The organism is Achromobacter marplatensis, assembly GCF_049060505.1.
Classification (GTDB): domain Bacteria; phylum Pseudomonadota; class Gammaproteobacteria; order Burkholderiales; family Burkholderiaceae_B; genus Achromobacter; species Achromobacter marplatensis_A.
In genome coordinates this window covers 177,060-189,993 of sequence record NZ_JBMGRB010000001.1, presented here as the reverse complement: position 1 = coordinate 189,993, position 12,934 = coordinate 177,060, and the positions used below count along the sequence as shown (strand labels likewise).

At 66.8% G+C, this 12,934-nt stretch carries 10 protein-coding genes; 5 read left to right on the top strand and 5 right to left on the bottom strand.

Annotated features, from left to right (window positions below; translation table 11 throughout):
• Window positions 1-24 precede the first annotated feature (24 nt).
• Genes ACI0FO_RS00825 through ACI0FO_RS00815 form a run of 3 tightly spaced genes read right to left on the bottom strand, consistent with a single transcriptional unit; the run spans window position 25 to window position 2,401 of the window.
• On the bottom strand, window positions 25-957 hold the full coding sequence (locus ACI0FO_RS00825) for a sugar kinase (RefSeq protein ID WP_416023428.1): 933 nt from the start codon (window positions 955-957) through the stop codon (window positions 25-27).
• Window positions 950-1,597, bottom strand: a complete 648-nt coding sequence (locus ACI0FO_RS00820; protein ID WP_416023426.1) for a bifunctional 4-hydroxy-2-oxoglutarate aldolase/2-dehydro-3-deoxy-phosphogluconate aldolase — start codon at window positions 1,595-1,597, stop codon at window positions 950-952. The genes ACI0FO_RS00825 and ACI0FO_RS00820 overlap by 8 nt, the downstream gene beginning before the upstream one ends.
• Before the next feature lie 18 nt (window positions 1,598-1,615).
• Entirely contained in the window at window positions 1,616-2,401 is a 786-nt protein-coding gene (locus ACI0FO_RS00815; protein ID WP_416023424.1) for an IclR family transcriptional regulator, read from the bottom strand.
• Window positions 2,402-2,641: 240 nt separating this feature from the next.
• On the opposite strand from ACI0FO_RS00815, the gene uvrA reads away from it, so the two are divergent.
• The 4 genes from uvrA (at window position 2,642) to ACI0FO_RS00795 (ending at window position 10,484) form a co-directional block, all read left to right on the top strand.
• Window positions 2,642-8,455: an excinuclease ABC subunit UvrA gene (uvrA, locus tag ACI0FO_RS00810; RefSeq protein ID WP_416023423.1), complete on the top strand. Its 5,814-nt coding sequence runs from the start codon at window positions 2,642-2,644 to the stop codon at window positions 8,453-8,455.
• Window positions 8,456-8,460: 5 nt separating this feature from the next.
• Entirely contained in the window at window positions 8,461-9,597 is a 1,137-nt protein-coding gene (locus ACI0FO_RS00805) for an aminodeoxychorismate synthase component I (RefSeq protein ID WP_416023422.1), read from the top strand.
• The gene (locus ACI0FO_RS00800) at window positions 9,564-9,761 is read left to right on the top strand and encodes a hypothetical protein (RefSeq protein ID WP_416024576.1); all 198 of its coding nucleotides are present in this window, start codon (window positions 9,564-9,566) and stop codon (window positions 9,759-9,761) included. The genes ACI0FO_RS00805 and ACI0FO_RS00800 overlap by 34 nt, the downstream gene beginning before the upstream one ends.
• A 90-nt stretch (window positions 9,762-9,851) precedes the next feature.
• Entirely contained in the window at window positions 9,852-10,484 is a 633-nt protein-coding gene (locus ACI0FO_RS00795; protein WP_416023420.1) for an aminotransferase class IV family protein, read from the top strand.
• Window positions 10,485-10,560: 76 nt separating this feature from the next.
• On the opposite strand, the gene ACI0FO_RS00790 is transcribed toward ACI0FO_RS00795, so the two are convergent.
• Together ACI0FO_RS00790 and ACI0FO_RS00785 are read right to left on the bottom strand one after the other, a co-directional pair.
• Window positions 10,561-11,463 carry a LysR family transcriptional regulator gene (locus ACI0FO_RS00790; protein WP_416023418.1) on the bottom strand — a complete coding sequence of 301 codons (903 nt, stop codon included), beginning with the start codon at window positions 11,461-11,463 and terminating at the stop codon, window positions 10,561-10,563.
• 60 nt (window positions 11,464-11,523) lie between these two features.
• On the bottom strand, window positions 11,524-11,676 hold the full coding sequence (locus ACI0FO_RS00785) for a hypothetical protein (RefSeq protein ID WP_416023417.1): 153 nt from the start codon (window positions 11,674-11,676) through the stop codon (window positions 11,524-11,526).
• On the opposite strand from ACI0FO_RS00785, the gene ACI0FO_RS00780 reads away from it, so the two are divergent.
• Window positions 11,675-12,934 carry an aromatic ring-hydroxylating dioxygenase subunit alpha gene (locus tag ACI0FO_RS00780; RefSeq protein WP_416023415.1) on the top strand — a complete coding sequence of 420 codons (1,260 nt, stop codon included), beginning with the start codon at window positions 11,675-11,677 and terminating at the stop codon, window positions 12,932-12,934. The two genes, ACI0FO_RS00785 and ACI0FO_RS00780, sit on opposite strands and share 2 nt — an antisense overlap.

Here is a 12,934-nt window from a genome sequence, read left to right as displayed (position 1 = left end):
ATACTTCAGCGCCACCCTCTTCTTCTAGGCTTCCAGCGTTTTCAGCCGTTCCCGCACCTGTTCCGCGCGCGGCAGCGGATCGACCGCGCCATAGCCCAACGTGGACAACGCGGCCGCCGCGTTGGCGTAACGCACGGCGTCCTCCCAGGAATCGCCCTGGCAGCGGCGCGCAAGCAAACTACCCGCGAAACAGTCGCCGGCCCCGGTGGCGTCGACGGCGTCCACCCGCAGGGCCGCGATCGGCGTGCGGGTATGGCCATCGTCAATGATGGACCCATCCTTGCCCAGTTTCAGCACCACCACGCCCGCCGCGCCGCCGTCGCGGATCCAGTCCAGCGTGCGTTCGGGATCGTCGTTACCGGTCAGGTGCTGCATGTCGTCCATGCTGGGCAGGAACAGGTCGGCTTCACGCATGGCTTCTCGCAGGATCGCGCGGGCGCGGTCCACCGGCCACAGCCGCAGCCGCAGGTTCGAATCCAGGCTGACCTGCGCGCCCGCGGCATGCGCGCGGGCGATCGCGGCGAAGACGGTGTCGCAGGCGCTGGTGCTGATCGCCATGCTGATGCCCGACACGTGCAGAAAACGGCTGCGCTCGATCAGCCCGCTTTGCAGCAGCGCCGGCGTCATCAGGCTGGCGGCCGAGCCGCGCCGCAGATAGCTGAACGCGTGGCCGTCGGGGCCGTGCTGCACGAAATACAGGCCGGTGTGCGCGTCGTCGTCCGTCTGGACGCCCGCCGTGTCCACGCCTTCGGACTGCCACAAGTTCAGAAACTGGGCGCCGAAAGTGTCATTGCCCACGCGGGTCAGGTAGGCGCAGCGCGCGCCTTGGCGGGCCGCCGCGATGACCGCGTTGGAGGTGTCGCCGCCAAACCCCTGCAAGTATTGCAACTGGCCCTTGTGCGTCTGGTTCAGTTCAACCAGCGGTTCGCCCAGCGCGACGATGTCGAAGTCAGCCATGGGCGGCCTCGCGGGTGCGGGTGATCTGGGCGACCAGAGCCGCCGTGTCGCGCGCGGCGAACGCAGCCTTGTCGTACAGGTTGCTGCCGATGCCCACCAGCCCGGCGCCGGCCGCGAAGTACGCGCCCATGTTGTCTTGCGTGATGCCGCCCGTCGGGCAGAAGATCGTGTCCGGATAGACCGACTTCAGCGCGGCCAGGTGCTTGGGGCCGCCGGTGTCGGCCGGGAACACCTTCACCACGTCCACCCCGGCGCGGCGAGCCGCCAGCACTTCGGTAGGCGTGAACGCGCCCAGCAGGCAAAGGGCGTCGGCCGCGTGCGCCATGTCGACGATCTCGCCCGCCAAGGCGGGCGACACCAGGAAATCGGCGCCGGCCACCAGCGCGTCGCGGGCCTGGGCCTCGTCCAGCACGGTGCCCACGCCCAACAGCAGGCTGGGGCCGTGCTTGTCGCGCAGCGCGCGCACCAGGTCGGTCACGCCGGGAATCGTCCAGGTCAGTTCCAGCGTGGTGCAGCCGGCCGCCACCGCGACTTCGGCGGCATAGGCAGCGGTGGCCGCGTCCGTGTAGCGCAACACGGGCACGACCCGGGCGGCCAGCAGGGCGGAGAGCTTGGAGGCGATGGAAACGGAGGCAGTCATGGAATTCCTCTGGGGCGGTCAGACGCCGCCGGACGATGCCGGCAGGACGGCGAGTTTGGCCGCGGCGGCGTCCCGCAGCCGCAGCAAGGGATCGATATAAGCGGCTTGCGGGTCGTCGCGCCGCCGGAACAACAGGGTGCTGACGCTGACGCCCGCGACGGGACGGCCGCCCGCGTCACACAGCGCCACGCCGTAGCAGACAATGCCCGCTTCATTTTCTTCGTTGTCCATGGCGTAGCCACGCGCGCGGTCCACGTCCAGCACGGCGCGCAGGGCCGGCAGGCTGGTCACGGTGCCCGGCATGCGCGCCGGCAACGGCAGGTCGTGCAACAGGCGCTCGCGGGCAGCGTCGTCCAGCGCGGCCAGATAGGCCTTGCCGACCGCGCTGGAATGCAGCGCCACCGATGACCCCACGCGCGACACCATGCGCACCGGCCCCGGACTTTCCAGTTTGTCGATATAGATCATTTCCTGCCCGGCGGGCACCGCCAGGTGCACGGTTTCGCCGGTAGCGTCGCGCAGCGCCTGCAGGTCGGGCGCCAGCGCGGCGCGCAGGTCGAATTGCGACCAGGCGCGGCTGGCCAGGGACATCAAGCGCGTGCCCAGGCGATAGACGCCGCCGGTCTCCGCCACCATGCCCTGCTCGGCCAGCGCCGCCACGATGCGATAGACCGTCGGGCGCGGGTAGCCGCAGCTGCGCGCCAGCGAGGCCGCCGTGGGCGGCTGCGGCGCATCGGCCACCGCCTGCAGCACCGTCATGAATTTGGCGAACGCCGCAGCGCCCGCCACCTTGGTTTCCGACAAGAACGTCCCCAAATAATGGCAGCTGGCTTTTAACTATGAACAAACAGATTTCGCAAGGCAAACAGCGCGAATGTCAGACGAATCTGCGATACTGTTTATTTGTACAGCTAGTCAGTTCACGATTGTCCATATCATGGACCCGTGACTCACTATGTAGGCAATTATTCCATATCGCCGCGCTCGAAACCAGCGAAGGGTCATCGTTCGGGCAGGCGGCTTCCTCAGGCTACGATACCGTCCATGAGCTCCCAAATCCGCATCGTTGGCGCACGCCAGAACAATCTCAAGAACCTGGACCTGACTATCGCCACCGGCGAATTGGTCGTCGTGACGGGCGTTTCGGGCTCTGGCAAGAGTTCGCTGGCGTTCGACACCCTGTACGCCGAAGGTCAGCGGCGCTACGTGGAAACGTTCTCGCCGTATGCGCGCCAGTTCCTGGACCGCATGGACAAGCCGCAGGTCGACCGCATCGAAGGCATCCTGCCGGCTATCGCCATTGACCAGACCAACCCGGTGCGCAGTTCGCGCAGCACGGTCGGTACAATGACCGAACTGAACGACCACCTGAAGCTGCTGTTCGCACGCGGCGCCCGGCTGTACTGCCGCGGCTGCGGCAAGGTAGTGCGCCGCGACACGCCGGACTCCATCTACCATTCGCTTGCCGAACGCGCCGCGGTGGCGGGCGACCCGCGCCTGGTGGTGACCTTCCCCATCGCCGTGCCCGCCAACTTCACCGAAGACGAAGTGCGCGGCTTTCTTGAGCAGCAGGGCTACACCCGCGTGCATGCCGAGGAAACCGCCGTGCCGCGCGCCACCGCCGCGGCCAAGGGCGCGAAGGCCGCAAAGGGCGCCAAGAAAACCAAGGCGTCCAAGGACGCCGGCGAAGCCCGCCGCATCCTGCACGTCATCCAGGATCGCTTCCGCTTCGCGGGCACCGAACGCGAACGCGTGATGGAAGCGCTGGACACCGCGCTGCGCATGGGCGCCGGCCACCTTGCCGTCTATGTCATGGACGCCGAAGGCGGCAACGCCGACATCTGGAAATACAGCGACCGCCTGCATTGCGCCGACTGCAACATCGAATACACCGACCCGCTGCCCAGCAGCTTCTCGTTCAATTCGCCCCTGGGCGCGTGCGAGTCCTGCCGCGGCTTCGGCCGGGTGATCGGCATCGATTTCGGCCTGGTGATCCCGGACGAAAACAAAACCCTGCTGGAAGGCGCGATCAAGCCGTGGACCACGCCGTCCTATAAGGAATGCCAGGACGAACTGCAAAAGTACGCGCCGCGCGCGGGCGTGCCGCTGGGGGTGCCCTGGAAGTCGATGAGCGAAGAGCACAAGCGCTGGGTGCTTTACGGCACGCCTGACTGGAAAGGCGGCAACGACGCCTGGAAACACCAGTGGTACGGCGTGCAGCGCTTCTTCGACTGGCTGGAAACCAAGGCCTACAAGATGCACGTGCGCGTGCTGCTGTCAAAGTACCGCAGCTATACGCCCTGCCCCACCTGCAACGGCGCGCGCCTGAAGCCCGACGCATTACTGTGGCGCCTGGGCACCAAGGAAGAAGCCGACACGGTGCTGCCGCCGGACGACGGCCGCTATCGGCGCTTCATGCCGGTCGGCGCCGACTGGTCGCGTGACCAGTTGAACAACCTGGGCGGCCTGTCGATCCATGACGTGATGCTGCTGCCCATCGAACGGGTACGCCGCTTCTTCGACAAGCTGTCGTTTTCGGGCGCGCTGGACGCGGCCACCGACCTGCTCATGACGGAAGTGCGCGCGCGCCTGAAGTTCCTGTGCGACGTCGGCCTGGGCTACCTGACGCTGGACCGCCAGAGCCGCACGCTGTCGGGCGGCGAAGTGCAACGGATCAACCTGACCACCGCGCTGGGCACCTCGCTGGTGAACACGCTGTTCGTGCTGGACGAGCCGTCCATCGGGCTGCACCCGCGCGACATGCACCGCGTGGTCGAAGTCATGCACCGGCTGCGCAACGCCGGCAACACGCTGGTCGTGGTGGAACACGACCCGCAAGTCATGGTGGCCGCCGACCGCATCATCGACATCGGCCCCGGCCCCGGCGAACGTGGCGGCTACATCGTTTTCGATGGCTCGCCCAAGCAATTGCGCGCGGCCGACACCTTGACGGGCAATTACCTGGGCGGCCGCCAGCGCGTGGAAGCACCGCGGCCAATGCCGGTCGCCAAGAACACGCCGCGCCTGTTGCTGGAAGGTGTCAACGCGCACAACCTGAAAAATGTCTCGGTGGAATTGCCGCTGGGCCGGCTGGTCTGCGTGACCGGCGTGTCCGGGTCCGGCAAGTCCACGCTGGTGCAGGACGTGCTGTACCCCGCGCTGCTCAAGCAGAAGGGCAAGCCGTCTGAAGCCCCGGGCGCGTTCGAGCGCCTGCTGGGCGCCGAGCAGATCGCCGACGTGGTCATGGTGGACCAGACCCCCATCGGCAAGACGGCGCGCTCCAATCCCGCCAGCTATGTGGGCGCGTTCGACGCCGTCCGCAAGCTGTTCGCCCAGGCCCCGCTGGCGCGCGAACGCGCCTACACGGCTGGCACGTTCAGCTTCAACGGCGGCGACGGCCGCTGCCCGACCTGCGGCGGCACCGGCTTCGAACACGTGGAAATGCAGTTCCTGTCCGACGTGTACCTGCGCTGCCCGGATTGCGACGGCAAGCGCTTCCGCCCCGAAGTACTGGAAGTGCGCGTCGAACACCTGGGCAAGAGCGCGTCCATCGACGAAGTGCTGGCCATGACGGTCAGCGAAGCGCTGGACTTCTTCAAGGGCCTGCGCGACGTGCAGACGGGGCTGGCGCCGCTGGCCGACGTGGGGCTGGAATATGTGCGGCTGGGCCAGCCCGTGCCAACGCTGTCGGGCGGCGAAGCGCAGCGCCTGAAGCTGGCCGGCCACTTGGCCGAAGCGGCACGCAGCGGCATTTCCACGGCCAAAGTGGCCAAGAAGGGCAGCCTGTTCCTGTTCGACGAACCCACCACCGGCCTGCACTTCGACGACGTCGCCCGCCTGATGCGCGCCTTCCGCAAGCTGCTGGCCGCCGGCCACACGCTGCTGGTCATCGAACACAACCTTGACGTGATCCGCGCGGCCGACTGGCTGATCGACCTGGGCCCGGAAGGCGGCGACGCCGGCGGCCTGGTGCTGGGCGTGGGCACGCCGCAAGACTTGATGGACAACCCCAAGTCGCACACCGGCGCTGCGCTGCGCGACTACGAAGTCAGCATCCTGCCGACCGACGTGGTGGTCACCAGCGACATCGACGCGCAGGAAGTCGAGCAAGCCGGCCTGACGGCCCGCATCGCCGAACCCGCCGTCGCGTATCACAGCACCGACCTGGCTACCGAAGCCTCTGGCGCCGGCGAAGGCACGCCGTTGCAGTCCGTGATGCGGGCGCGCCGCCAGGGCAACATGGCGATCGAAATCCGCAACGCGCGCGAACACAACCTGAAGAACATCAGCGTCGAAATTCCGCACGACAAGTTCACCGTGATCACCGGCGTGTCCGGCTCGGGCAAGTCCACGCTGGCCTTCGACATCCTGTTCAACGAAGGCCAACGCCGCTACCTGGAATCGCTGAACGCCTACGCGCGCGCCATCGTGCAGCCCGCCGGCAAGCCGGACGTGGACGCCATCTTCGGCATTCCGCCCACCGTGGCCATCGAACAGCGCACCAGCCGCGGGGGCCGCAAGTCCACCGTGGCCACCATGACGGAAATCCACCATTTCCTGCGCCTGCTGTACGTGAAGCTGGGCACCCAGTACTGCCCGGATTGCAACGTGGCCGTCGAGCCGCAGAACACCGACCAGATCGTGGCCCGCCTGCTGCGCGACCACAAGGGCGTGCACATCGGCCTGCTGTCCCCGCTGGTCACCGCGCGCAAAGGCTATTACACGGATCTGGCCAAGTGGGCCGGTTCGAAGGGCCATACGCACCTGCGCGTGGACGGCGAGTTCATCCCCGTGGCCCCGTGGCCGCGCCTGGACCGCTATAAGGAACACACCATCGAACTGCCGGTGGCGGACGTGGTGGTGGACCCCGCCAACGAGGCCGACCTGCGCGCGGCCGTCAAGAGCGCGCTGGAAAACGGCCAGGGCGTGATGTCGGTCGTGTGGCCGGTGAACAAGCTGCACGAAGCGCTGAACAGCGAATTGCAGCAGCAGCATTTTTCGGTCAAGCGCGCGTGCCCGTCGTGCGGCACCAGCTTCCCGGAACCCGATCCGCGCCTGTTCTCGTACAACTCCAAGCACGGCTGGTGCACGGGGTGCTTCGGCACGGGCCTGCAATTGCAGGGGTTCGACGAAGAGCAGACCGGCGAGGAAACCGCCTGGAACGCCTGGTACGAAGGCGAAGCCCGCGCCTGCACGCAGTGCGACGGGCAACGCCTGAATCGCGTGGCGCGCGCCGTGCGCTGGCGCGACAAATCGATCGCCGAACTGGCTTCGCTGCCGGTGTCGGACGCGCACACTTTCTTTACCGGACTGGTGGCGCGCGGCCGGGAAGGCGAGATCGCCCGCGATATCCTGACCGAAATCCGCGGCCGCCTGAACTTCATGCAGGAAGTGGGCCTGAACTACCTGGCGCTGGACCGCGCCGCCCCGACGCTGTCCGGCGGCGAAGCGCAGCGCATCCGATTGGCCGCGCAGCTGGGGTCCAACCTGCAAGGCGTCTGCTACGTGCTGGATGAACCCACCATCGGCCTGCATCCGCGCGACAACCGCATTCTGCTGAATGCGCTGGCCCGCCTGGAAGAAAACGGCAACACGCTGGTGGTGGTCGAACACGACGAAGACACGATCCGCCGCGCCTCGCACGTGATCGACATCGGGCCGGGCGCGGGCATCCGCGGCGGGCGCGTCGTGGCCGAAGGTTCGGTGCAGGATTTGATGGACGCGCCGGAATCCGTCACCGGACGTTATCTGAAGACGCCGCTGCAACACCCGTTGCAAGGCCGCCGGCCAGTCGAGGCCGACACGCCGATGATCGAGATCCGCGGCGCGCGCCTGCACAATCTGCGCAGCGTGGACGCCAAGATCCCGGTGGGCCGCCTGAGCGTCGTGACGGGCGTGTCGGGTTCCGGCAAGTCGACACTGGCGCGCGAAGTGCTGCTGGACAACCTGAGCCAGGCCGTCTCGCAAGGCAAGTCGCCGGGCTGGGCGGGTTGCGAAAGCATCAAGGGCTGGGAAGCCATCGACCGCGTGCTGGAAGTGGACCAGACCCCTATCGGCAAGACGCCGCGTTCGTGCCCCGCCACCTATGTGGGGTTCTGGGACGACGTGCGCAAGCAGTTCGCCGACACCCGCGAAGCCCGCATGCGCGGCTGGACGGCGGCGCGCTTCTCGTTCAATACCGGCGATGGCCGCTGCCCGATCTGCGAAGGCCAGGGCATGCGCACCATTGAAATGAACTTCCTGCCCGACGTGAAGGTGCCGTGCGACGCCTGCAACGGCGCGCGCTTCAATAGCGACACGCTCAGCGTGCAGATGCGCGGCAAGAACGCCGGCGAACTGCTGTCCATGGAAGTGGACGACGCCATCGGCTACTTCGCGGCGCACCCGAAAATCCATCGCCCGCTGCAGTTGATGCAGGACGTGGGGCTGGGCTACCTGACGTTGGGCCAGCCGTCGCCAACCCTGTCGGGCGGTGAGGCGCAGCGCATCAAACTGGTGACCGAGCTTTCCAAGGCCCGCCTGACCGACGGACTGATCAAGACCGGCCGCGCGTCCCGCATCCCGCATACGCTGTACGTGCTGGACGAACCCACCGTGGGCCTGTCCATGGCCGACGTGGAAAAGCTGATCCATGTGCTGCATCGTCTGGTGGAAGCGGGCAACACGGTCGTCGTGATTGAGCATAATCTGGACGTCATCGCCGAAGCCGACTGGCTGCTGGACCTGGGCCCCGAAGGCGGCACGGGCGGCGGCAAGCTGGTGGCCGAAGGCTCGCCGGAATATGTGATGACCCTGGCCGACCACTCCCATACCGGACGCGTCCTGACGGAATTCCTGGCGCAACAACAACCGCAGTAACACGTATGGAATGTCGTTTTGAAGACCGGCTGGCCGGCCGCGCGCTGCGGTTCGAGGGCTTTTGCTCCCGCATCGAAGCGCGCGCGTCGGCCGATGTCGCTCCCGCGCTGGCGGCCATCGAGGCCGCGCGACGGCGGGGGCAATGGGTGGCCCTGCTGCTGGATTACGAACTGGGCGAATGGCTGTTGCCCGAGGCGGCCCTGCCCGCGCCCGCCGGTCCCTGGACGGCCCCGCGCGACGACGGCCGCCCCCGCCTGACCGCGCTGGTGTTCGACCGCAAAGTGGACGAAGCCCCCTGGGACGCACCGGATGCCAACAGCGCGCCCGCCTCCATCAGCCTGCCCGCGCCGCGCATGACCGAAACCGGCTACGTGCGCCAGATCGACGCCATCCGCGGCCTGATCGGCGACGGCGAGCTGTATCAGGTCAATTTCACGCAGGCGCTTGATCTGGAATACCAGGGCGATCCGGCCACGCTCTACCGCCGCATCGCCGCCCGCAACCCGGTGGCCCATGGCGCGTTCATCCAGGATGGCGACCGCACGGTACTGTCTTTTTCGCCCGAACTCTTTGTGCGGCGCGAGGGCCCGCGGCTGACGACCCGCCCGATGAAAGGCACGGCGCCGCGCCACCCCGATCCCGTCGAGGATGCCCGGCTCGGCCGGGAATTGCTGGCCAGCGAAAAGAACCGCGCCGAAAACCTGATGATCGTGGACCTGCTGCGCAACGACCTGGGCCGGCTGGCCGAGCCCGGTTCGGTCACGGTCGACGCCCTGTTCTCTCTTGAGCGCTATCCCACCGTCTGGACCATGACGTCCACGGTGTCGGCGTTGGCGCCGGATGCGACGCTGCAAGACGTGCTGCACGCCCTGTTTCCCTGCGGCTCCATCACCGGCGCCCCCAAGGTGGCCGCCATGCGGCGCATTCGCCAGATGGAGACCGCCCCGCGCGGCCTGTACTGCGGCAGCGTGGGCTGGCTGGCGCCGAACGGCGATTTTTCGTTGAATGTGGCGATCCGCACCCTGGTCCTGGACGCGGACGGCGCTGGCGTCTACAGCGTCGGCGGCGGCATCGTGCACGACTCGAATCCCGCCGAGGAATGGCAGGAATGCCACTGGAAGGCCCGGATTTTGCGCGCCTGACGGCGCAAACCGTAGGATGGGTGGAGCGCGAGAGCTTTTGCGCAAGCACCCAAGCATTCAGCGCGCGCAACCCATCAAGCAGCGATGATTTCTTAACGGCTTTAGCCACAACACAACGGTTGCTCGATGGGTTGCGCGCGCTGGGCGGCAATGTTCTTGCTTAAGAACTCTCGCGCTCCACCCATCCTACCCGGACCGCAGCAGCGGTAGTAGCATAGAGCGCGGCGCTGCCCGCCCTTTCCCAGGAGAGTCCCATGCAACCCGAATTGATCGAGACCATCCTGGTCGATGCCGAACAGCGCGTGCCCCTGCTGGCCCGCCACCTGCGGCGCCTGGAGGCGTCCTGCAAGGCGCTGGGCTACCCCTGGGGCGGCCGGTCGGTGGAAGGCGACATCATGATCGCCGCGATGGGCCTGGTCACGCCCGGCCCGCATCGCCTGCGCCTGCTGGTTGCCCGCGACGGCTCCCGCCACATCCAGACCGCGCGCCTGCCGCCGCTGCCGGCCGTCCAGGAAGTCATGCTGGCGCCCGAGGCGCTGCGCTCTACGGAGCCATTGCTGCGCTACAAGACCACGCACCGCCCCTGGTACACCAAGACAATCGAATGGCTGCCGGCGCATCCCCACATCTTCGACCTGCTCTATCTGAACGAGCGCGGCGAACTGTGCGAAGGCAGCCGCAGCAACGTGTATCTGCGTATGAACGGCCATTGGTACACGCCGCCGGTGGACAGCGGCTGCCTGCCCGGCGTGCAACGCGGCGAGCTGTTGGACACCGGCAACGTCCAGGAACGCGTGCTGACCCTGGATGACCTGCACGCCGCCGACGAGATCCGCCTGTCCAACGCCCTGCGCGGTTGGTTCACGGTCACGCTGCGCGAAACCTGAGCCCTCGATACGCGGGCGGGCGCGCATTGCCGTCCATCGCATCGCGCGGCCGGCCCACGCGCATCCTGGCCACGCCCTAATCCGCGAACTCGTCCACCACCACCTGCCGCAGCCACTGGTTGGCAGGTTCGCGATGGCTACGCGCGTGCCAGAACACATTAATGACGGACTCCGGGATCTTCACCGGACACGGCGCCGTGGCCAGCCCGAAAGGCAGACAGGCGCAATCGGCAAAGCGCTGCGGCACCACCGCGATCATGTCGGTGGCGGCCAGCACGGGCCCCACGGCAATGAAATGCGGCACCGTCAGCCGCAGGCGGCGGCGGATGCCGGCTTGCTCGATTACCTCGTCCACCACGCCATGGCCCGTGCCTTCGGACGCGATGGCCACGTGCTCGGCCGCGCGGAACTGCCGCGCCGACACCCCGGTACGCGCCAGCGGGTGGTCGCGCCGGAAGATGCACACATAAGGCTGGCTGAACAACTTCCGCTGGAAAAAGCCGCTTGTCAGGCCCGGCAGGAAACCCATGGCCAGGTCGATGCGGCCGCGTTCCATCTCGTCTTTCACGTCGATCGACGTCGCGCGCACCGTTCGGATCGTGACGCCAGGCGCCGCGCCGTCCAGTGCCCGCATCAAGCGCGGCAGGAAATAGGTTTCGCCCACGTCGTTCACGCCGATCACGAACGCCCGCTCGCTGCGCGCTGGATCGAAGCGCACACGCGCGCTCAACGTGACGTGCAACGCGCCCAACGCGTCGGCGATAGGCTGGGCCAGCGATTCCGCGTAGGGCGTCGGCACCATCCCGCGCGACGTGCGCAGGAATAAATCGTCGCCCAGCAGCTTGCGCAAACGCGCCAGCGCATTGCTGACGCCGGGTTGCGAAATCCCCAGGCTTTGCGCCACGGCGGACACCCGGCGGTGCTTCTGCAGTTCATTGAAGACGACCAGCAAATTCAGGTCCACGTCTTTCAGGTTCATGCGTTTGTCTCCACCAATATTGATTTTGGTGATCAGGCTTATCAAGCAGATTCTATTTATTTATTTGAACGCCTGCCCGAAGATGATGCGATAACTGCCTGCGCCGATGCCGCGCCGGCCCTGCCCGCCGCTGGCGGCCCAGACCAAAATGGAGACAAACCATGCAACCTGCCGCGCCCTGTCGCCCGGGCGGCCACGCACGAGGCCGCCCATGAACGCCCCCGAACAACCGCTTGCTTTCGTCCCGCCCTGGCCGGACGAAGGTTCTCACCGCATCCCCTTTGGCGTCTACACCGACGCCGCACTGCACCAACGCGAGCTGGAACGCTTCTTCTACCGCGCGCACTGGAGCTACGTGGGCCTGGAGGCCGAAATCCCCAAGCCGGGCGACTTCAAGCGCACCGCAGTGGGGGAAAGGTCCGTGATCCTGCTGCGCGACAACGACGGCCAGGTGCGCGTGGTGGAAAACGTGTGCGCCCACCGTGGCGTGCAGTTCTGCCGCGAACGCTCCGGCAACCGCAGCGAATTCGTCTGTCCCTATCACCAATGGAACTACGACCTGCAAGGCAATCTGATCGGCGTGCCGTTCCGGCGCGGCGTGAAGCAGGACGGCAAGGTGAACGGCGGCATGCCGCCTGACTTCAAGCCCGAAGCGCACAACCTGACCAAACTGGCCGTGGCGTGCCGCAACGGCGTGGTGTTCGCCTCGTTCGACCATGGCGTCGAGCCGCTGGAAGACTACCTGGGCCCGGACATCCTGCACTACTTCGACCGCGTCTTCGACGGCCGCGAACTGGTGATCCACGGCTACAGCCGCCAGCGCATCCCCGGTAACTGGAAGCTGATGCAGGAGAACATCAAGGACCCTTATCACCCCGGCCTGCTGCACACCTGGTTTGTCACCTTTGGCTTGTGGCGCGCGGACAACCGATCCGAACTGAAAATGGACAGGCACTTCCGCCACGCCGCCATGATTTCCACGCGCGGCCAGGGCGGCAAAGGCAGTGTCACCAGCGGCGTATCCAGCTTCAAGGAACAGATGTCGCTGAACGACGACCGCTTCCTCGACATCGTCCAGGAACCCTGGTGGAACGGCCCGACCGCCGTGCTGATGACGCTGTTCCCCAGCGTCATCATCCAGCAGCAGGTGAATTCGCTATCAACCCGCCACATCCAGCCGGTGGGCCACGACGCGTTCGACTTCGTCTGGACCCACTTCGGTTTTGCCGAGGACACGCCCGAGATGACGCGCCGGCGCCTGCGCCAGGCCAATCTGTTCGGGCCGGCCGGCTTCGTCTCCGCCGACGACGGCGAGGTCATCGAATTCTCGCAAGCGGGTTTTCAACAAAAACCCTGGCACCGCAGCGTGGCGGAACTGGGCGGCAAGACCGCCGAGAACACCAGCCACATGGTGACCGAAACGCTGATCCGCGGCATGTACGCGTATTGGCGCAGCGTGATGGAGGCATGA